Origin of the sequence: Streptomyces kebangsaanensis, assembly GCF_001906585.1 — a bacterium.
In the GTDB taxonomy this organism is placed as follows: Bacteria; Actinomycetota; Actinomycetes; order Streptomycetales; family Streptomycetaceae; genus Streptomyces; species Streptomyces kebangsaanensis.
Genome location: NZ_JUJA01000045.1, coordinates 23,653 through 43,254 on the forward strand (window position 1 = coordinate 23,653; position 19,602 = coordinate 43,254).

The 19,602-nt window shown below is 70.7% G+C and carries 19 protein-coding genes and 1 pseudogene; 13 read left to right on the plus strand and 7 right to left on the minus strand.

Annotation, left to right across the window (positions count from 1 at the left end):
• The first annotated feature begins 289 nt into the window (after positions 1–289).
• The gene (locus RH94_RS06240; RefSeq protein WP_073946648.1) at positions 290–715 is read left to right on the plus strand and encodes a hypothetical protein; all 426 of its coding nucleotides are present in this window, start codon (positions 290–292) and stop codon (positions 713–715) included.
• Between the two features lie 115 nt (positions 716–830).
• Here RH94_RS06240 and RH94_RS06245 read toward each other — a convergent pair whose 3' ends face one another.
• A complete protein-coding gene (locus tag RH94_RS06245; protein WP_073946649.1) occupies positions 831–2,213 on the minus strand; it encodes a glycine--tRNA ligase in 1,383 nt (460 codons plus the stop codon).
• A gap of 185 nt (positions 2,214–2,398) precedes the next feature.
• On the opposite strand from RH94_RS06245, the gene RH94_RS06250 reads away from it, so the two are divergent.
• From RH94_RS06250 to RH94_RS06265, 5 genes and pseudogenes are all read left to right on the plus strand, one after another.
• Positions 2,399–3,361 carry a metal ABC transporter substrate-binding protein gene (locus RH94_RS06250; RefSeq protein WP_073946650.1) on the plus strand — a complete coding sequence of 321 codons (963 nt, stop codon included), beginning with the start codon at positions 2,399–2,401 and terminating at the stop codon, positions 3,359–3,361.
• Positions 3,362–3,390: 29 nt separating this feature from the next.
• A partial coding sequence (locus RH94_RS42530; RefSeq protein WP_234425584.1) for a metal ABC transporter ATP-binding protein occupies positions 3,391–3,883 on the plus strand: 493 nt, incomplete at its 3' end.
• Between the two features lies 1 nt (position 3,884).
• A pseudogene (locus tag RH94_RS42535) lies at positions 3,885–4,160 on the plus strand (ABC transporter); the annotation flags it as partial.
• Complete coding sequence (locus RH94_RS06260) at positions 4,160–5,062, plus strand: metal ABC transporter permease (protein WP_073946651.1); 903 nt, start codon at positions 4,160–4,162, stop codon at positions 5,060–5,062. The pseudogene RH94_RS42535 and the gene RH94_RS06260, both read left to right, overlap by 1 nt.
• A 57-nt stretch (positions 5,063–5,119) precedes the next feature.
• On the plus strand, positions 5,120–5,536 hold the full coding sequence (locus RH94_RS06265; RefSeq protein ID WP_073946652.1) for a Fur family transcriptional regulator: 417 nt from the start codon (positions 5,120–5,122) through the stop codon (positions 5,534–5,536).
• A 296-nt stretch (positions 5,537–5,832) separates the two neighbouring features.
• Here RH94_RS06265 and RH94_RS06270 read toward each other — a convergent pair whose 3' ends face one another.
• Positions 5,833–6,666 carry an isoprenyl transferase gene (locus tag RH94_RS06270; RefSeq protein ID WP_073946653.1) on the minus strand — a complete coding sequence of 278 codons (834 nt, stop codon included), beginning with the start codon at positions 6,664–6,666 and terminating at the stop codon, positions 5,833–5,835.
• Positions 6,667–6,735: 69 nt separating this feature from the next.
• Entirely contained in the window at positions 6,736–7,482 is a 747-nt protein-coding gene (gene recO / locus RH94_RS06275) for a DNA repair protein RecO (RefSeq protein ID WP_073946654.1), read from the minus strand.
• Between the two features lie 396 nt (positions 7,483–7,878).
• Here recO and RH94_RS06280 point away from each other — a divergent pair, with 396 nt between their 5' ends.
• Entirely contained in the window at positions 7,879–9,096 is a 1,218-nt protein-coding gene (locus RH94_RS06280; protein ID WP_073946731.1) for a GNAT family N-acetyltransferase, read from the plus strand.
• Here RH94_RS06280 and RH94_RS06285 read toward each other — a convergent pair.
• From RH94_RS06285 to leuA, 4 genes are all read right to left on the minus strand, one after another.
• The gene (locus RH94_RS06285) at positions 9,086–10,048 is read right to left on the minus strand and encodes an FAD-dependent oxidoreductase (RefSeq protein WP_073946655.1); all 963 of its coding nucleotides are present in this window, start codon (positions 10,046–10,048) and stop codon (positions 9,086–9,088) included. The two genes, RH94_RS06280 and RH94_RS06285, sit on opposite strands and share 11 nt — an antisense overlap.
• Before the next feature lie 57 nt (positions 10,049–10,105).
• Entirely contained in the window at positions 10,106–10,549 is a 444-nt protein-coding gene (locus tag RH94_RS06290) for a protein-tyrosine phosphatase family protein (RefSeq protein ID WP_073946656.1), read from the minus strand.
• A 330-nt stretch (positions 10,550–10,879) separates the two neighbouring features.
• Positions 10,880–11,584: a TerB family tellurite resistance protein gene (locus tag RH94_RS06300; protein WP_073946657.1), complete on the minus strand. Its 705-nt coding sequence runs from the start codon at positions 11,582–11,584 to the stop codon at positions 10,880–10,882.
• 196 nt (positions 11,585–11,780) lie between these two features.
• The gene (leuA, locus tag RH94_RS06305; RefSeq protein WP_073946658.1) at positions 11,781–13,502 is read right to left on the minus strand and encodes a 2-isopropylmalate synthase; all 1,722 of its coding nucleotides are present in this window, start codon (positions 13,500–13,502) and stop codon (positions 11,781–11,783) included.
• A gap of 388 nt (positions 13,503–13,890) precedes the next feature.
• On the opposite strand from leuA, the gene RH94_RS06315 reads away from it, so the two are divergent.
• From RH94_RS06315 to RH94_RS06340, 6 genes are all read left to right on the plus strand, one after another.
• Positions 13,891–14,961 carry a M4 family metallopeptidase gene (locus RH94_RS06315; protein WP_073946659.1) on the plus strand — a complete coding sequence of 357 codons (1,071 nt, stop codon included), beginning with the start codon at positions 13,891–13,893 and terminating at the stop codon, positions 14,959–14,961.
• Between the two features lie 21 nt (positions 14,962–14,982).
• On the plus strand, positions 14,983–15,249 hold the full coding sequence (locus tag RH94_RS06320) for a protealysin inhibitor emfourin (RefSeq protein ID WP_073946660.1): 267 nt from the start codon (positions 14,983–14,985) through the stop codon (positions 15,247–15,249).
• A gap of 46 nt (positions 15,250–15,295) precedes the next feature.
• The gene (locus RH94_RS06325; RefSeq protein ID WP_073946661.1) at positions 15,296–16,666 is read left to right on the plus strand and encodes a GH1 family beta-glucosidase; all 1,371 of its coding nucleotides are present in this window, start codon (positions 15,296–15,298) and stop codon (positions 16,664–16,666) included.
• Positions 16,667–16,794: 128 nt separating this feature from the next.
• A complete protein-coding gene (locus RH94_RS06330) occupies positions 16,795–17,877 on the plus strand; it encodes a PhoH family protein (RefSeq protein ID WP_073946662.1) in 1,083 nt (360 codons plus the stop codon).
• A gap of 12 nt (positions 17,878–17,889) precedes the next feature.
• Positions 17,890–18,387, plus strand: coding sequence for an rRNA maturation RNase YbeY (ybeY, locus tag RH94_RS06335; protein ID WP_073946663.1), 498 nt, complete (start codon positions 17,890–17,892; stop codon positions 18,385–18,387).
• 14 nt (positions 18,388–18,401) lie between these two features.
• Positions 18,402–19,602: hemolysin family protein (locus RH94_RS06340; RefSeq protein ID WP_073946732.1), on the plus strand; the 1,201-nt coding region annotated here is incomplete at its 3' end.

Sequence of the window (19,602 nt, forward strand, 5' to 3'; positions counted from 1 at the left end):
CGGCGCCCGAGCCGCCGCCGAGACCCTGGACGCGGCTTCTGACGGGTGACCGCCCGGTGCGAACCGGGTCCGCCACGGCCGCCAGGTAAGAAAAAGGTAAGCGAGAACACCCCGGCTGAGCTGTGGCTTTTCATCAAAAGAGTGCCCCTTTGCACGCTCCGTGAGCCCTTTCGAGTCGCCGCGCGAGCCATCCGGGGGAACTCTGGAGGGGCGCGATGGCCCAGTGGGGCGAGTGAGCCCAGTGGGACTCGCGTGACGCAAGGGGGAAATCCATCAACGGGAGACCACCATGCACCTCACACTCCGCAGCCGCTGTGTCCGTGGGGCCGCCGCGGGCGCCCTGTCCGCCGCGCTGCTGTCGGCCGGAACGGCCGGAGCAGTCGCCGCGACCGACCCGAGCCCGATGCCGACCCGCACGCACACCGCCATGCCGACCAAGGCAGCCGAGGCGATCACGGTCAGGGCCAGCCACTCCTCGATCAAGTCCGGGCAGAGTGTGACCCTCACCGGGCGCACCGCGAACCTGGCGGCCGGCGCCAAGCTGACCGTCCAGCACTGGGTCAACGGCAAGTGGACCACCCTGCGCGCGACCAGTGTGGTCAAGAAGGGCAACACCTACACCGTGACCACGAAACTCATGGCCAAGGGACCGCAGAAGCTGCGGGTGGTGCACGGCACGGCACACTCCAAGACGGTCACCGTGGACGTGACCTGACCAGGGGATGACACGGTGCTGACGGGCTCGTAGCCCGCACCGCACCGGTCCCTCCTCGAACGCGTACGGCCGCCGAACCACTCGGCGGCCGTACGTCGTTCAGGTGTGACCGGGGTCAGCAGCCCACCAGGCGGGCGGCCAGGTAACCCTCGATCTGGTCCAGCGACACCCGCTCCTGCTTCATGGAGTCGCGCTCGCGGACCGTGACCGCGTTGTCGTCCAGGGTGTCGAAGTCGACCGTGACGCAGTACGGCGTGCCGATCTCGTCCTGGCGGCGGTAGCGGCGGCCGATGGCGCCGGCGTCGTCGAACTCGATGTTCCAGTGCTGCCGCAGGGTCTGGGCGAGGCCCTTGGCCTTCGGGGACAGCTCCGGGTTGCGGGACAGCGGCAGCACCGCGGCCTTCACCGGGGCCAGGCGGTGGTCCAGGCGCAGCACCGTGCGCTTCTCCATCTTGCCCTTGGCGTTGGGCGCCTCGTCCTCGACGTAGGCGTCGAGCAGGAAGGCGAGCATCGCCCGGCCGACACCGGCCGCGGGCTCGATGACGTACGGCGTCCAGCGCTCGCCGGCCTCCTGGTCGAAGTAGGACAGGTCCTGGCCGGAGGCCTTGGAGTGGGCGCCCAGGTCGAAGTCGGTGCGGTTGGCGACACCCTCCAGCTCGCCCCACTCGCTGCCGCCGAAGTGGAAGCGGTACTCGATGTCGGAGGTGCGCTTGGAGTAGTGGGAGAGCTTCTCCTTCGGGTGGTCGTACCAGCGCATGTTCTCCTCACGGAGACCCAGGCCGGTGTACCAGTTCCAGCGCTGCTCCATCCAGTACTCGTGCCACTTCTCGTCCTCGCCCGGCTTGACGAAGAACTCCATCTCCATCTGCTCGAACTCGCGGGTGCGGAAGATGAAGTTGCCCGGCGTGATCTCGTTGCGGAACGACTTGCCCATCTGGGCGATGCCGAACGGCGGCTTGCGGCGCGAGGTGGTCTGCACCTGGGCGAAGTTGGTGAAGATGCCCTGGGCGGTCTCGGGGCGCAGGTAGGCGACGGAGCCGGAGTCCTGGGTCGGGCCGAGGTGGGTGGAGAGCAGGCCCGAGAACTGCTTCGGCTCGGTGAACTGGCCCTTGTTGCCGCAGTTGGGGCAGTTGATGTCCGCGAGGCCGTTCTCCGGGGCGCGGCCCTTCTTCTCCTCGTACGCCTCCTCCAGGTGGTCGGCGCGGAACCGCTTGTGGCAGGCGGTGCACTCCGTCAGCGGGTCCGTGAAGGTGGCGACGTGACCGGAGGCGACCCAGACCTCGGGGGCCAGGATCACGGACGAGTCGATGCCGACCACGTCCTCGCGGGACGTCACCATGTAACGCCACCACTGGCGCTTGAGGTTCTCCTTGAGCTCGACACCGAGCGGCCCGTAGTCCCAGGCGGCGCGCTGGCCGCCGTAGATCTCACTGCAGGGGAATACGAAGCCACGGCGCTTGCTCAGGCTGACGATGGTGTCGATCTTGTCGGCGGCCACGGTGCTCTCTTCATTACGACGACGGGCGACGAAGCGAGACGCTTCATGAGCGGGATGCTCCAGGGTACCGGCGGAGGCTCCACCTCGGCCAAATCGGTGCCGGTTAAGGGCTCTTTTGGGCCTCGCGCGGTCCTCTGACGAGAGCTTGTTGACAACGGTTTCCATATTAGTTGAAAATGACTGTCATGAACATACGACGACGCCTCATGTCCGGGACCGCGGCCGCGGCGGCCACCGCTCTCGGTCTCGGAGCCCTCTCCGCCTGCTCCTCCTCCGGTGCGGCGGGCGACAGCAGCGGCAAGTACGACGTCGTCGCGTCGTTCTACCCGATGGCCTTCCTCGCCGAGCGGATCGGCGGGAGTCACGTCCACGTCACCAGTCTGACCCAGCCCGGCCAGGAACCGCACGACCTGGAGATCAGCGCCCGGCAGACCGCGCGGCTGCAGGAGTCCGACGCGGTGCTCTACCTCAAGGGCCTGCAGCCCTCCGTCGACGAGGCCGTCGCCCAGTCCGGGATCAGGACGAAGATCGACGCCGCCTCCCTGACCACGCTGGAGGAACACGGGGACGAGCACGGCGAGCACGCCGACGCCCACGACACGCACGACCACGGTGAGGAACTCGGCGGCAAGGACCCGCACGTCTGGCTCGACCCGGTGCGCTACGCGCAGATCGCCGAGAGCGTCGGCAAGGCCTTCGAGAAGGGCGACCCGGCCCACGCGGCCGACTACCGCAAGAACACCGAAGCCCTGGTCGAGAAGCTGAACGACCTCAACACCCGGTACGAGACCGGGCTGAAGAACACCAGGAGCAAGACCTTCATCACCACGCACGCCTCCTTCGGCTACCTCGCCGAGCGCTACGGCCTGACCCAGGAGGCCATCAACGGCCTCGACCCGGAGTCCGAGCCCAGCGCGGCCCGGGTGCGGGACCTGGAGAGGACGGCGAAGGCCGACGGGGTGACGACCGTCTTCTACGAGACACTCGTCAGCGACAAGACCGCGAAGACCCTCGCCCGGGACGCACATCTGAGGACGGACGTCCTCGACCCGCTCGAGGGCATCACCGACAAGTCCCGCGGCAGCGACTACTTCCAGGTCATGGAGGCCAACCTCAAGGCGCTGCAGAAGGCGCTGGGCGCCAAGTGACCAGCGACTCGGACAGGGAGGACGACACCATGGGCGAGCCCGTCATAGCCCTGCGCGGGGTGACCGCGGAACTCGGCGCACGCCCCGTCCTGCGCGGCGTCGACCTCACCGTGCGGCGCGGCGAGGTCGTCGCGCTGCTCGGCGCGAACGGCTCCGGAAAGTCGACGACCGTGCGAGGCGTCATCGGCCAGGTGCCGGTGAGCGCGGGAGGGATCGAGCTGTTCGGCACCCCGCTGCGCCGCTTCCGCGACTGGTCGCGGGTCGGCTACGTCCCGCAGCGCACGACCGCCGCGGGCGGTGTCCCGGCGACGGTCACCGAGATCGTCTCCGCGGGCCGGCTGTCACGCACCCGCTTCGGCGTCTTCCGCAGGGCCGACCGCACGGCCGTGCACCGCGCCCTGGAGCTGGTCGGCATGGCGGACCGCGCGAAGGACCCCGTCGACGCCCTCTCCGGCGGCCAGCACCAGCGCGTGCTGATCGCCCGCGCGCTGGCCGCCGAGCCCGAGCTGCTGATCATGGACGNGAGCCGATGGCGGGCGTCGACCTGGCCAGCCAGGAGGTCCTGGCGCACACGCTTCGGGAACAGGTCGCGGCCGGTACGACGGTGCTGCTCGTCCTGCACGAACTGGGCCCCCTGGAGCCCCTGATCGACCGGGCGGTGGTGCTGCGCGACGGCCGCGTCGTCCACGACGGCCCGCCCCCGAAGGCGGTCGGACAGCACGCCCTCCCCGGCCACGACCACGTACATCCGCACGACGCCTCGGGCGCCGGCCCGATCCGCACGGGACTGCTGAGCTGATGGAACTGTTGAACTACGCCTTCATGCAGCGGGCCCTGCTCGCCGCCGTCCTGGTCGGCATCACCGCCCCCGCCATCGGCATCTACCTCGTCCAGCGCCGCCAGCCCCTGATGGGCGACGGCATCGGTCACGTGGCCATGACCGGCGTCGGCCTGGGCTTCCTGCTGTCCGCCTCCCCGGTGTGGATGGCGGCGGCCGTCTCCGTCCTGGGCGCGGTCCTCATGGAGCTGATCCGCTGGTACGGCCGCACCCGCGGCGACATCGCCCTGGCGATGCTCTTCTACGGCGGCATGGCGGGCGGCGTGATGTTCATCAACCTCGCCCCCGGCGGCTCCAACGCGAACCTGATGTCGTACCTGTTCGGCTCGCTGTCGACGGTCTCGCAGTCGGACGTGGTGGCGATCTTCCTGCTGGCCGCCTTCGTCGTCCTGGTCACCCTCGGCCTGCGCCGCCAGTTGTTCGCGGTCGGCCAGGACGAGGAGTTCGCGCGGGTGACCGGGCTGCCGGTGCGCGCCCTGAACCTGCTGACGGCCGTCACGGCGGCGGTGACGGTGACCGTCGCGATGCGCGTGGTCGGACTGCTGCTCGTCTCGGCGCTGATGGTGGTCCCGGTGGCCGCCGCCCAGCAGCTCAGCCGCAGCTTCGCCGCGACCTTCGCGATCGCCGTCGCCATCGGGGTGAGCGTCACGATCGGCGGCACGATCACGTCGTACTACCAGGACGTGCCGCCCGGCGCGACGATCGTGCTGCTGACCATCGCCGCGTTCATCGCGCTCACCGCGCTGGCCACTCCACTGGCCCGGCGGCGCGCGCGGGCACTGGCCGCGGCACGCCCGGCCGAGGACCCGGCGGAGTACGCGATTCCGGCCGGCCGGGGGGCCACCGGCGAGGTCGGCGCCTGACCTCCCGCAGCCCCGGCTGGCACAATGGCCGGCAGGCCAGACCTAAGGAGGCAACCGGTGACCACCGCTGGACCGCCCGTGAAGGGACGCGCCACCCGGCAGCGTGCCGCTGTCGCGGCGGCCCTCGCCGAGGTCGACGAGTTCCGCAGCGCGCAGGAACTCCACGACATGCTGAAACACAGGGGCGACTCGGTGGGCCTGACGACGGTCTACCGCACCCTGCAGTCCCTCGCCGACGCGGGCGAGGTCGACGTCCTGCGCACCTCCGACGGCGAGTCCGTCTACCGCCGCTGCTCCACCGACGAACACCACCACCACCTCGTCTGCCGCGTCTGCGGCAAGGCGGTCGAGGTCGAGGGACCGATGGTGGAGAAGTGGGCGGAGGCGGTCGCGCGGGAGTACGGCTACGTCAACGTCGCCCACACGGTGGAAATCTTCGGCACCTGCGCGGAGTGCGCGGCGGCCGGGAACTGAGGCTCGGACCCGGGACGGGCCGCGGTCCGGCAGGGACCGCGGCCCGTCCACGTCCTCCGCGGCGCGCGCCCCGCTCGGCGAGCACCATCGCGCAGGTTCCGATGCGGTCGGGGCCGCACAGGACGGAGCAGCGGCCGGTCCCGGCAAGGCCGGCAGGTTCGAGCCCACCGGCCGGGTGTGCTCCGCCTGCGGCCACCGCGACGGGCCTGGTCCGGCACAGCGCGGTGAAGCGGGAAGCCGCGGAACCCGCACCGGAGCCCGTGCCGGAATCCCCGGGCTTCGGCCCGAGGAGCAAGTCAGTCCTGCCTGCCCTCCATGGCCTGCAGCTCCTCGTTGGGGATCGCGCCGCCGAAGCGGCGGTCCCGGGAGGCGAATTCGACGCAGGCGCGCCACAGGTCGCGGCGGTCGAAGTCGGGCCACAGGACGTCCTGGAAGACCATCTCGGCGTACGCGCTCTGCCAGAGCAGGTAGTTGGAGGTGCGCTGCTCGCCGCTCGGGCGCAGGAACAGGTCGACGTCCGGCATGTCTGGGTAGTACAGGTACTTCTGGATGGTCTTCTCGCTGACCTTGGCCGGGTCGAGCCGGCCGGCCCTGACGTCCTCGGCCAGCGCCTTGGCGGCGTCGGCGAGTTCGGCCCGGCCGCCGTAGTTCATGCAGAAGTACAGGGTGAGCCGGTCGTTGTCCTTGGTCTGCTCCTGGGCGATCTGGAGCTCCTTGGCGACCGACTTCCACAGCCGGGGCATGCGGCCCACCCAGCGCACGCGGATACCGAGTGCGTCGAGCTGGTCGCGGGTCTTGCGGATGAAGTCGCGGTTGAAGTTCATCAGGAAGCGGACCTCGTCGGGCGAGCGCTTCCAGTTCTCGGTGGAGAAGGCGTACAGGGAGATGTTGCCGACGCCGATCTCGAGGGCGCCCTGCAGGACGTCCAGCACCCGCTCGGCGCCGACCTTGTGCCCCTCGGTACGGGGCAGGCCGCGCTCCTTGGCCCAGCGGCCGTTGCCGTCCATGACGATCGCCACGTGCTCGGGGACCAGCTCGCCCGGCAGCTTCGGCGGGCGCGCGCCGGACGGGTGCGGCTCGGGCGTCCGGTACTCACGGCGCTGCCGCCCCAGGATCCCGCGTACGGCCATGTGCTTCTCGTCTCCCTTGTCGTGGACGCACTGTTCAGACGTACTGCTCGGACGCACTGCTCGGACGCACTACTTTTCCACGTACCGAAGTGAGCGCAGCCCGCGCTCCAGGTGCCAGTGCAGATAGGCGGACACCAGCCCGCTGCCCTCCCTGACGTACCGCGGCTCGCACGCGTCCGCGGTCGCCCAGTCCCCGGTGAGCAGCGCGCCGAGCAGCTGAAGCGTCTGCGGCGAGGGTACGACACTGCCGGGCACCCGGCAGTCGGCGCAGACGGAGCCGCCGGACGCCACCGAGAAGAAACGGTTCGGACCGGGCATCCCGCACCTGGCGCAGTCGCCGAAGCTGGGAGCGTAGCCGTTGACGGCGAGCGAGCGCAGCAGGAAGGCGTCGAGCACGAGGTGCGGGGCGTGCTCGCCGCGGGCGAGGGTGCGCAGGGCGCCCACGAGCAGCAGGTACTGCTGGACGGCCGGCTCGCCCTCGTGGTCGGTGAACCGCTCGGCGGTCTCCAGCATGGCCGTCCCGGCGGTGTAGCGGGCGTAGTCGGTCACGATCCCGCCGCCGTAGGGGGCGATGGTCTCGCTCTGCGTGCACAGCGGCAGCCCCCGGCCCACCAGCTCGCTCCCCCGCGCGAAGAACTGCACGTCGACGTGCGAGAACGGCTCCAGCCGGGCCCCGAACTTCGACTTGGTCCGCCGCACCCCGCGCGCCACGGCCCGCACCCGCCCGTGCCCGCGGGTGAGGAAGGTGATGATCCGGTCCGCCTCACCCAGCTTCTGGGTACGCAGCACAACGCCGTCGTCGCGGAACAGACTCATGGGTCCATTGTCCCCCACGCCGGCCCCGCCCCGTGCGGGGGCGGGCAGCACCACTCCCTGCCACCACCCAGGGGACGCGGCTGTACGTACGCTCCTCGCGGCCCATGCCCACACCGCCCCGGCCCGTGCCCATGGCGTACGAGCCCACCGGCGGCCGGACCGCGCTCACCGGAGCGCCGCGGCGAACCGAGCGGCCGTCTCCGCCGTGCACCGGTGCGGCCGCGGGCGGCGACGCGGCCGGCCGGGAGCCGGAAGTACGGGTCGGCGCAGCCGGCGGGGCCCCCTGGCGTCCCCCTCCGGCGCGTCCCGCCGCAGCGCGGCAGCGCCGCCTGTACATGACACATCCGATCTGTAGGATCCATCCACACCTCGACCGGCTGAACGGAACCGATGGACATGACTGCATGGTCTACCCGGACGGCCCGCCCCGCCGATCTTCCCCGGCTTCGAGCCCTGTTGGCCGAGACTTGTGACGCGGCCGTCGTGCCGTCGTCAACGCTCCTTGCCGACGCCCTCGCGCACGATCTGGTCCGAGTGGCCGAATCCTCGGACGAACCGGTGGGCTGCGTCGTCGCAGAGATGCCTTCTCCGGGACACGTGCGCCTGTCGGTGATCGCGGTCCGGTCCGGGGTGCGTCGGCAGGGCGTGGCATCACGACTCCTGACCGAGTTGGTGCAGCGGATCCCTCAGAAGTCGAGCGAACCGGTACTGATCTCCGCCATGGCGGACACCGGACAGCCGACGGTGACACGTCTCTTACTGGCGTGCGGCTTCATAGGCACTCGGGTCATGCGCACCAGCGGTACGGGTGACGCGCTTCCCATCCACTTCCAGCACAAGTTCCGCGTCGAATACATTGATCCGGATGCACGGCATCTCGTTCACGTGAGCGCCCGGGAACAGCTCATGGAGTCCCTGGCGCCCGCCGACCACGCCATAACGGCCCTGGTCACCCTGTCCGGTGCACCCGCGTTCGAAATCGCACGCTTCGAGCGGGACGACCCGGCGACCCTGCAGTCCGGGGAAGCAGCGGCGGGCATAGCCTTCTCCGGGTCCATTCTCGCCGCTGTGACCTTCCTCCTGGGCTTCGCCTTCACCTCGACGAGCTTCCCCGACGACGTCCGTCTGCTGCTCATCGGAGCGACCTTCAGCACGGTGCTCTCCCTGATCGTGTACGCGAGCGCCTCCGGTGAACTGGCCCGGATCCGCTCGAACTCGTTCGGCAAGATCATGAAGTGGGGGAATGTGCTGTCCGAGTACGGTGGCGTGTTACCTCTCGTGATCTCACTTCCCGTCACTTACGCCCAAGTCAGCGGCAATCCATGGACGACCATGGTCCTGGCCGTCGTACTGAGCGCCGCGATCGCCTGGTACGAGCATTCCGAATTCTCCATCGCTTTCCGGTTCCGCCGGAGCCGGAGCGAAATCGCCCTGATGGTGTTCACCGCCGTCTCGCCGGCACTCGGTGCGGCACTCGTGGCGACGGAGACCACCAGTTGGCCGTGGACCGCCGCCCTGACTGCCGTTCTGGCGACGCGAACCTGGTTGTACCTCTTCCGCAGGGGCTCGGAGAGGGGAATCACGGAGCGCCGGCAGTGGCAGATCAGGGAATGAGTCCGGTCGCCCCGCGGACCCGCTCGGCGACCTCACGGGCGCATCCCCACGACAGGGTCAGTCCAGCTCCGCCATGACCGTAGTTGTGCAGGAGCAGAGTGCCCTCGCGAGGCTCCTCCTCGAGCCGCACCTCTCCCCGCACCGGCCGCAGTCCGACCCGGTGCTCAAGTACCCGGGCACCCGCGATGGACGGTTCGACCGCGACGCAGCGCTGGACGATCTCCTGAGCCGCGGCCTCGTCAGGGCGCAGGTCCCAGTTCCCGGACACCGCCGTCCCCCCGAGGACCACGGTGTCGGAGTGCGGGTAGACGTAGGTGAGTTCCTCCGCCCCCGGGGTGTCGTCGCAGAAGAACGACCGGATACCCGGATTCTCCACCACCACCAGCTGGCCACGCACCGCCTCGACCGAGGCGTCCGCAGCCAGCGACCGGGCCCCCGCACCCGAGCAGTTGACGACCACCGGCGCTTCGTGCATCGCTTCTTCGAGCGTGTGGTAGCGGTGACGGCGGAGGTGACCGCCGGCCCGCTCGAACCGACGGGCCAGGTAGCGCAGATATCGGGGCATGTCGACGACGGGGGCGCGATAACGCCACCCGGACACAAAACCCGGGCGGAGTTCACCGGGTGCGCAAACGCGCGCTTCGACCAGGCCGCCCCACTCCGGCATCTCGCAGGGGATCCGGGACTCGTGAGTTCCTTCCACCAGCCGGATCCCCGTGTCCGCGTCGGCGCTCAGCGCGTTCAACACCGACAGAGTCACGCGGCTCCATCGGTCGACCAGGTGAGCCGGCTCGACCAGGTACGGATCCCACATCGCGCCCGCGGCTGCCGAGGTCGTCTCGCCGGAGGGACGATCCGTGTCCACGCGTACGTCCATTCCGGACTCCGCCAGGCACACCGCCGCGGTGAGTCCCGCGACTCCGGCACCGATGACCACCACGCCGGCCGACAACGCTCACCTCCGTGTGGTTCCCTCCGCCCCCGCCCGGGCGGCGCCCCTGCCTCGACCCTATGCGAACCGCCGCACGTACCGCTTCTGCCACGGCGTCTCCACCGCATGCCGGTCGTAGTGCGCCCGGACGTAGGTGACCGCTTCCGCGGGCGGTACGCCGTCCAGCACGGCCAGGCAGGCCAGTGCTGTCCCCGTGCGGCCCCGGCCGCCGCCGCAGGCGACCTCCACACGGTCGGTGGCGGCGCGCTCCCAGGCTTCGGTGAGCAGGGCGGAGGCGTCGGCGCGGTCGGACGGCAGGCGGAAGTCGGGCCAGCGCAGCCAGCGGGACTCCCAGGGGACCTCGGGAGGCTGCCTGCCAAGGAGGTAGACGCCGTACGTCGGGGCCGGCGCCACCGGGTCGAGGGGGCGGCGCAGGCCTCTGCCCCTCACCAGCCGACCGGACGGGAGCCGGAGGACGCCCGGGGCGTGTTCGTCCCACCGGGGCTCGGACTGCTTGCTCATGGGCGTGGCGGCCCCCCTTCCGGCGTGTTCCGGTGCGGCGCGGCGACTGTACAAAGCAGGTGTCATGCCCAGGTGCAAGGCGGCGCCGCGCCTGCGGAGGGTCATCGCCTGCCCGGTCACCACGGAGCCGCGGATCCCGCTGCCGGCGAGCGAGGTGCGGCGGGTGGGCGAGTTCCCGGCCGGGCCGGGCTGCTTCGAGAACCCACCTTGTCGACTCGGCCCACCTTGCGCAACTCTCCGCCGGCGAAGACCGCGACCATCACGGGGCTGCCTCCCGGCGCCTCGACGTAGTGGGCCACCACATCCGTCCCGGGTACCGGCCGTGGTGTGTCACGACGGTGTGCGGGCCGCCGCCAGCAGGCGGGTCACGTCGTTCGTGTGGATGGTCAGGGCCGCGCCGACGGTGGTGAGGGTGTCGTGTTCGGCGGGGGTGTAGGGGCCGTCGGCCAGGGCGATGCGGGCGGCCTGGAGGAGGATCGACTCGCGGCCCGCGGAGGCCAGGTGGGGGGCCAGCGGGTCGAGGGCCTCGTGCAGCTCTATGGCCAGGCCCGCGCCGCACGGCTGGTCGCCGTCGCCGTAGACGCGCCCGGTGTCCGCGGCCAGCGCCTCGACCAGGGCGGCCAGCTGCTCCTCGGTGCAGTCGGCGAGGCCGGCCGCGCGGACCGCGGCCGCGGCGGTCTCCAGGGCCGTACGGGAGCAGGTGCCGCCGGCGGAGAGCACGGCCAGGGCGACGGTGTGCACGGCGTCGCGGAGCATCGCGGAGAAGCGGGTGGTGGTGGGGTGGTCCAGGACGTCGGTGCCGAAGTGGCCGCCGCAGGCGGCGCACTCGACGACCGGTGCGGCCACGCCGCGCGGCAGCAGCGGCACGCCGAGGACGGTGAAGCGCCGGCGGCCGCTCAGGCGCTGGTAGTTGCGGTCGCCGCCGCAGCCGGGGCAGAAGAACTCGCCGTCGCCGACCGGCGTCCACGCGGTACGGGTGCCCAGCATCCGGGCAAGCCTGGCGGCACGGCCGTTTCGTCCCCGTACTGGCAGCACGTCGCACCTCCGTCACCGCACGGCAACATCGCCGCACAGGCGTGATGTTAGCCACATCGGTGAGGCGGAGTCAGCACCCCGGACGAGACCTCTCCGTGACCTGCGCGAACGGATGGCCGGTATACGACGGTCGCACGACGGGGCCCCGGCCGCCTCGACAGGCGGCCGGGGCCCGGACGAACACCGGTCGAAGCGGTCAGCGGGCCGCCCGGTTGACGGCCGAGACGACCGCCTTCAGCGACGCGCGGGTCGTGTTCGCGTCGATGCCGATGCCCCACAGGACCTTGTCGTCGATCGCGCATTCGATGTAGGAGGCGGCCTGCGCGGAGGCGCCCTCGCTCATCGTGTGCTCCTGGTAGTCCAGCAGGCGTACGTCGACGCCGATGGAGTGCAGGGCGTCGAAGAAGGCCGAGATCGGTCCGTTGCCGGAGCCGGTCAGGACGGTGTCCTCCCCGTCGACCGTGGCCTCCACCGTGAGGGTGTCCACCCCGTCCGTGTCCGTCGTGGACTGGCCCGTCCTGACCTGGATGCGCCCCCAGGCGTTCTCCGGGTTCGGCAGGTACTCGTCCTGGAAGACCGCCCAGATCTCCTTCGGCGTGATCTCGCCGCCCTCGGCGTCCGTCTTCGCCTGGATGATCTTCGAGAACTCGATCTGCATCCGGCGCGGCAGGTCCAGCTTGTGGTCGTTCTTCAGGACGTAGGAGACACCGCCCTTGCCGGACTGCGAGTTGACGCGGATGACGGCCTCGTAGGAGCGGCCGACGTCCTTGGGGTCGATGGGCAGGTACGGCACCGCCCACTCGAGGTCGTCGACCGTGACGCCCCTGGCCTCCGCGTCGGCCTCCATCGCGTCGAAGCCCTTCTTGATGGCGTCCTGGTGGGAGCCGGAGAAGGACGTGTAGACCAGGTCGCCCACGTACGGGTGGCGCGGGTGGACCTCCATCTGGTTGCAGTACTCCCACGTACGGCGGATCTCGTCGATGTCGGAGAAGTCGATCTGCGGGTCGACGCCCTGCGAGAACAGGTTCATGCCGAGGGTGACCAGGTCGACGTTGCCGGTGCGCTCGCCCTGCCCGAACAGGCAGCCCTCGACGCGGTCGGCGCCGGCCATCAGCGCCAGCTCGGCGGCGGCGACGGCCGTACCGCGGTCGTTGTGCGGGTGGACGGACAGGCAGACGTACTCGCGGCGGGACAGGTTGCGGTGCATCCACTCGAAGCGGTCCGCGTGCGTGGACGGCGTCGAACGCTCCACCGTGGCGGGCAGGTTGAGGATGATCTCGCGGCCCGGCCCCGGCCGGTACACGTCCATGACCGCCTCGCAGACCTCGAGGGCGAAGTCCAGCTCGGTGTCGGTGAAGATCTCGGGGCTGTACTGGTAGCCGAACTCGGTCTCGTCGCCCAGCAGTTTCTCGGCGTACTCCATCACCAGACGGGTGCCGTCGACGGCGATCTGCTTGATGTCGTCCCTGGAGCCGCGGAAGACGACCCGGCGGAAGACCGGGGCGGTGGCGTTGTACAGGTGGACGGTGGCCCGCCTGGCGCCCCTGAGGGACTCCACGGTCCGCTCGATCAGGTCCTCGCGGGCCTGGGTCAGTACGGAGATCGTGACGTCCTCGGGGATCGCGCCCTCTTCCTCGATGATCGAGCGCACGAAGTCGAAGTCGGTCTGGCCGGAGGCCGGGAAGCCGACCTCGATCTCCTTGTAGCCCATCTTGACCAGCTGGTCGAACATCCGGCGCTTGCGCTCGGGCGACATGGGGTCGATCAGGGCCTGGTTGCCGTCGCGCAGGTCGGTGGAGAGCCAGCGGGGGGCGACGGTGATCCGCCGGCCGGGCCAGGTGCGGTCGGGGATGTCGACCTGCTCGTAGCGGCCGTACTTGTGGATCGGCATGGAACTGGGCTGCTGGCGGTTGGCCATGGTTGCGTGGGCTCCTCGAAAAGGTCCGCGGGGCGGGTCCGCGGGTGCCGGAAAAACGGCCGACGGCGCAACGCCAGACACCGCGGTGAGGGGGTCGGCCTCGACTACAGGCCCTCGCCGCGGCAGCTAAGGAGAAGCAGCCCGAAACGCATGATGCTCCGCAGCCTAGCCGAGCCGCGCCGGACACGCGGGCCCGTTCCAGTATGCGAAACCGACGGGATGAAACGGGCAGAAAGTGTGTGATGTCACGCCCATCCCCCACGTTCGACAACCTTCCCTGCCCCTCCCTACCACTTCGCCGTCGAGCGAAGACCCCCTTGGCCCGACATTTCACCAATCATGGTTGCTGGTAGTGACAACACGGTCACGCAGTGCCATGGTTCCGGGTATGACGACCAACGGGGGCCTCAAGCCCGTCTTCTGCACCATCGTGCCGCCCCACGTCCTCGACCGCCTCGCGCGCAGCGAGGACCCCGCGCTCGCCGGACCCGCCCGCCGCACCCTGGAGCGCGACGCCCTCGAACGCACCCGCCGCCGGCTGACCACCGTCATCGGCGCACCCGCCGTCGCCCCGCCCGCCGGCCGGCAGGGCGGGCAGCCGCACCGCACGATCTACGACGCCCGGCACCGCACCGACCTGCCCGGGAAGAAGGTCCGCGGCGAGGGGAGCCGGCCCGGCAGGGACGCCACGGTCAACCGCGCCTACTCGGGGCTCGGCGCCACCTTCGAGCTGTACCTCACGGTCTACCGGCGGGACTCGATCGACGGCGGCGGCATGCCGCTGGACGCGACGGTGCACTACGACGAGAAGTACAACAACGCCTTCTGGAACGGCGAGCAGATGGTGTTCGGGGACGGCGACGGGGAGATCTTCCTCGACTTCACCATCCCGGTCGACGTCATCGGCCACGAGCTGACCCACGGCGTCACCCAGCACACCGCCAACCTGGCCTACTTCGGCCAGTCCGGCGCGCTGAACGAGTCGGTCTCCGACGTCTTCGGCTCGCTGATCAAGCAGTACGCGCTCGGCCAGACCGCGGCCGAGGCCGACTGGCTGATCGGCGCCGGGCTGCTGGCTCCGGGCGTCAGCGGCACCGCGCTGCGCTCCATGAAGGCGCCCGGCACGGCGTACGACGACGACGTGCTCGGCAAGGACCCGCAGCCGGCCACGATGGACCACTACGTCCACACCGGCAGGGACAACGGCGGCGTGCACATCAACTCCGGCATCCCCAACCACGCCTTCTACCTGGTCGCCACCGCGCTCGGCGGCCACGCCTGGGAGAGGGCCGGACAGATCTGGTACGACGTGCTGACGAGCGGCCGCCTGAAGGAGGACGCGCTGTTCGCGGACTTCGCCACGCTCACCGTGAAGGCGGCCCGCGAGCGGTACGGCGCCGGCGACGAGCTGCAGGCCGTGCGGAAGGCCTGGGAGCAGGTGGGGGTGCGGACGCTGTAGTTCCGTACTAGACACGGACCCATGCGGATTCGAGTGAGGCGCACGGGAGGTTTCGCGGGCATCGAGCGCCGTGCCGAGGTCGACACCTCGGGGCGGCCCGATGCCCAGGAGTTGCGGGAGCTGGCCGAGCGGGTGCTGGCCGTCGGCCGGGCCGCGCCGCCGGCCGGGGTGCCCGACGGGTTCAGTTACGAGATCACGGTGGACGGCCGGACGGTGTACGCGGCCGATCCCCGGCTGACCGGGGAGCAGCGGGAGCTCATCTCCAGAGTGCTCAAGGAGGGTGCGTGACTCACGGTCGGCGCCCGGGCGTTGACTTCCGTTACCGGCGGTAAGGATGATCCGGTCCATGGTGACGAACCCGATACCCCAGTTCCCGGCCGGCTTCCTGTGGGGCGTGTCGACCTCGGCGCACCAGATCGAGGGGGCGGCGGACGAGCGCGAGCCGTCGGTGTGGGACGCGTTCACGGCCGAGCCGGGGCGGGTGAGGGACGGCTCGACGGCGGCGGTGGCCTGCGACCACTACCACCGCCACCGCGAGGACGTGGCGCTGCTGGCCGGCCTCGGCGTGGACGCGTACCGCTTCTCGGTCTCCTGGCCGCGGGTGAACTCCCCCGGTGGCCTCGACTTCTACGACCGCCTGGTCGACGACCTGTGCGCGGCGGGTGTCCGCCCGGTGCCGACCCTCTTCCACTGGGACCTGCCGGCGGGGCTGGACTGGCTGGAGCGGGACACCGCCGCGCGGTTCGCCGAGTACGTGTCGGTGGTCGCCGGACGCCTGGGCGACCGCGCAGAAAAGTGGATCACGCTCAACGAGCCCGCCGAGCACACTCTGCTGGGTCACGCCCTGGGCGTGCACGCGCCGGGGAGGCGGCTGCTGTTCGACGCGCTGCCGGCCGCCCACCACCAGCTGCTCGCCCACGGCCTGGCGGTACGGGCGCTGCGCGCGGCCGGGGCCGCGGACATCGGCATCGCCAACTCGCACGGGCCGACGTGGCCGGCGTCGGGGGAACGGGAGGACGTGGAGGCGGCGGATCTCTACGACGTCCTGCTGAACCGGATGTTCGCGGAACCGGTCCTGCTGGGCGGCTACCCGGAGATCATCGGCGACCTGCTGTCCGGCGGGGGGACGGACGTCGGGGCCGATCTGGGGGTCATCGCCGAGCCGGTCGACTTCTACGGCGTCAACTACTACGCCCCCACCCGGGTGGGGGCTCCGCGGGGCACGGAGATCGAGTTCGGCGGCGTGACCCTGCCCGCCGAACTTCCCTTCTCCGTCCGGGAGATCGAGGGCCGCCCGAGGACGGACTTCGGCTGGCCCGTGGTGCCCGAGGGGCTGACGGAGCTGCTCACCGGTCTCCGCGACCGCTACGGCGACCGCCTCCCGCCCGTCGTCATCACCGAGAACGGCTGCTCCTACGAGGGCCTCGACGACCAGGACCGCATCACCTACCTGGACGGCCACGTCCGCGCCCTGCACCGGGCGATCGAGGCGGGCGTGGACGTGCGCGGCTACTTCGTCTGGTCGCTGCTGGACAACTTCGAGTGGGCGGAGGGCTACGCACGCCGGTTCGGCCTGGTCCACGTGGACCACGGCACGCTGGCAAGGACGCCGAAGGCCTCGTACACCTGGTTCCGGGACGTGCTGCGGGAGCAGAGGCGCCGGAACGCGGCCGGGACCCGTCCGCGCGGCGACGCGCGGCGGTGATCCCGCCGCCGGGGCGCCGAAAAACCCTACGGGGTTGCCGTCGGCCCGTCGTACCCTGGGAAGCGCGAGGCCGCGGTCAGTCGCGCGGCCGTGACGAGGAGGAATCAGCAGGCCTTCAGAGCCGGCCCATGACGCAGACACCCGCAGCCAGCAGCCCCGCGCAGGGGCAGGCGAAAGCGCAGTTCACCGTCCCCGCCCAGCACCCCATGGTGACGGTGCTGGGTTCCGGCGACTCCCTCCTGCGCGTGATCGAGAAGGCCTTCCCGGGGGCCGACATCCATGTCCGGGGCAACGAGATCAGCGCGGTCGGCGGCCCGGCGGACGTCGCCCTGGTCCAACGCGTGTTCGACGAGATGATGCTGGTGCTCCGCACCGGGCAGCCGCTGACGGAGGACGCGGTGGAGCGCTCGATCGCCATGCTCAAGGCGAGCGAGAACGGGGAGAGCGACGGCCACGAGACCCCGGCCGAGGTCCTGACGCAGAACATCCTGTCCTCGCGCGGCCGCACCATCCGCCCCAAGACGCTCAACCAGAAGCGGTACGTCGACGCGATCGACAAGCACACGGTCGTCTTCGGCATCGGCCCCGCCGGCACCGGCAAGACCTACCTGGCCATGGCCAAGGCGGTGCAGGCCCTGCAGTCCAAGCAGGTCAACCGCATCATCCTGACCCGTCCGGCGGTCGAGGCCGGCGAGCGTCTGGGCTTCCTGCCCGGCACGCTCTACGAGAAGATCGACCCCTATCTGCGCCCGCTGTACGACGCGCTGCACGACATGCTCGACCCGGACTCCATCCCGCGGCTGATGGCGGCGGGGACGATCGAGGTCGCGCCGCTGGCCTACATGCGCGGCCGCACCCTCAACGACGCCTTCATCATCCTGGACGAGGCCCAGAACACCAGCCCCGAGCAGATGAAGATGTTCCTCACCCGCCTCGGCTTCGACTCGAAGATCGTGATCACGGGTGACGTGACCCAGGTGGACCTGCCGAACGGCACGAAGAGCGGTCTGCGTCAGGTGCAGGAGATCCTGGAGGGGGTCGAGGACGTCCACTTCTCCCGTCTGTCGTCGCAGGACGTCGTCCGGCACAAGCTGGTGGGCCGTATCGTCGACGCGTACGAGAAGTACGACAGCAGGCACGGCACCGAGAACGGCACGCACAAGCCCGCCGTCCACGGCAGGGCCGCCGGGCACGGGCACAAGGGGAAGTAGAACAGCACCACCATGTCGATCGACGTCAACAACGAGTCGGGAACCGAGGTCGACGAGCAGGCGATCCTCGACATCGCCCGCTACGCGCTCACCCGGATGCGCATCCACCCGCTCTCCGAGCTCTCGGTGATCGTCGTGGACGCCGAGGCCATGGAGCAGCTGCACGTCCAGTGGATGGACCTGCCGGGGCCCACGGATGTCATGTCCTTTCCGATGGACGAGCTGAGGCCGCCGTCGAAGGACGACGACGAGCCCCCGCAGGGCCTGCTCGGCGACATCGTGCTGTGTCCCGAGGTCGCCGCGAAGCAGGGCGCCGAGGCCCCGACGCAGCACTCCATGGACGAGGAGCTGCAGTTGCTCACCGTCCACGGGGTGCTGCACCTGCTCGGTTACGACCACGAGGAGCCGGGCGAGAAGGCCGAGATGTTCGGTCTGCAGGCCGCGATCGTGGACGGCTGGCGCGCGGAGCGGGGCCTGCACGGGCCGTCCCCGGCGCCCACCGTCTCGTAAGCCGTAAGCCGCCCATGAGTCCTCAGATCGTTCTCGGCGCGATCGCCCTGGTGGTCGTCGCCTGGCTCGCCGCCTGCGCGGAGGCGGCGCTGCCCCGCGTGACCAGCTTCCGGGCCGAGGAGGCCGTGAAGTCCGGCCGCCGGGGCAGCGCCAGGCTGGCCCAGGTCGCCGCGGACGCGACCCGGTACCTGAACCTGGCGCTGCTGATCCGCGTGGCCTGCGAGATGGCGGCGGCGTCGCTGGTCACGTACGCGTGCCTGGAGGCGTTCGCGGGCACGGCCCGGGCGCTGGCGGTGGCCATCGCGGTCATGGTGCTCGTCTCCTACGTCGCCGTCGGGGTCTCCCCGCGCACCATCGGCCGTCTGCACCCGCTGAACACGGCGACCGCGGCGGCGTACGTCCTGGTGCCGCTGGCCCGGGTGCTGGGCCCGCTCCCCTCGCTGCTGATCCTCATCGGCAACGCGCTCACCCCGGGCAGGGGCTTCCGGCGCGGCCCGTTCGCCTCCGAGGCGGAGCTGCGGGCGATGGTCGACCTGGCGGAGCAGGAGTCGCTGATCGAGGCCGAGGAGCGCCGTATGGTGCACTCGGTCTTCGAGCTCGGGGACACGCTGGTGCGCGAGGTGATGGTGCCGCGCACCGACCTGGTGACGATCGAGCGGTACAAGACGATCCGCCAGGCCCTCACCCTGGCCCTGCGCTCCGGCTTCTCCCGCATCCCGGTCACCGGCGAGAGCGAGGACGACATCGTCGGGATCGTGTACCTGAAGGACCTGGCCCGCAAGACGCACATCAGCCGGGACGCGGAGAGCGAGCTGGTGTCGACGGCGATGCGCCCGGCCGTGTTCGTGCCGGACACCAAGAACGCCGGTGACCTGCTGCGCGAGATGCAGAAGGAACGCAACCACGTCGCCGTCGTGATCGACGAGTACGGCGGCACGGCCGGCGTCGTCACCATCGAGGACATCCTCGAGGAGATCGTCGGCGAGATCACCGACGAGTACGACCGCGAGCTGCCGCCGGTGGAGGAGCTGGGCGACGACCGCTACCGCGTCACCGCGCGTCTGGACATCACCGACCTGGGCGAGCTGTACGGGCTGGAGGAGTACGACGACGAGGACGTGGAGACCGTCGGCGGACTGCTCGCCAAGGCGCTGGGGCGGGTGCCCATCGCGGGGGCGTCGGCGGTCGTCGAGGTGCCGGACGGCCGTCGGCTGC

Coding starts and splice junctions, on each gene's coding strand:
- RH94_RS06240 (WP_073946648.1), top strand. CDS start 290: ATGCACCTCACACTCCGCAGCCGCTGTGTCCGTGGGGCCGCCGCGGGC.
- RH94_RS06250 (WP_073946650.1), top strand. CDS start 2,399: ATGAACATACGACGACGCCTCATGTCCGGGACCGCGGCCGCGGCGGCC.
- RH94_RS06260 (WP_073946651.1), top strand. CDS start 4,160: ATGGAACTGTTGAACTACGCCTTCATGCAGCGGGCCCTGCTCGCCGCC.
- RH94_RS06270 (WP_073946653.1), bottom strand. CDS start 6,666: ATGGCCGTACGCGGGATCCTGGGGCGGCAGCGCCGTGAGTACCGGACG.
- recO (WP_073946654.1), bottom strand. CDS start 7,482: ATGAGTCTGTTCCGCGACGACGGCGTTGTGCTGCGTACCCAGAAGCTG.
- RH94_RS06280 (WP_073946731.1), top strand. CDS start 7,879: ATGACTGCATGGTCTACCCGGACGGCCCGCCCCGCCGATCTTCCCCGG.
- RH94_RS06290 (WP_073946656.1), bottom strand. CDS start 10,549: ATGAGCAAGCAGTCCGAGCCCCGGTGGGACGAACACGCCCCGGGCGTC.
- leuA (WP_073946658.1), bottom strand. CDS start 13,502: ATGGCCAACCGCCAGCAGCCCAGTTCCATGCCGATCCACAAGTACGGC.
- RH94_RS06315 (WP_073946659.1), top strand. CDS start 13,891: ATGACGACCAACGGGGGCCTCAAGCCCGTCTTCTGCACCATCGTGCCG.
- RH94_RS06320 (WP_073946660.1), top strand. CDS start 14,983: ATGCGGATTCGAGTGAGGCGCACGGGAGGTTTCGCGGGCATCGAGCGC.
- RH94_RS06325 (WP_073946661.1), top strand. CDS start 15,296: ATGATCCGGTCCATGGTGACGAACCCGATACCCCAGTTCCCGGCCGGC.
- RH94_RS06330 (WP_073946662.1), top strand. CDS start 16,795: ATGACGCAGACACCCGCAGCCAGCAGCCCCGCGCAGGGGCAGGCGAAA.
- ybeY (WP_073946663.1), top strand. CDS start 17,890: ATGTCGATCGACGTCAACAACGAGTCGGGAACCGAGGTCGACGAGCAG.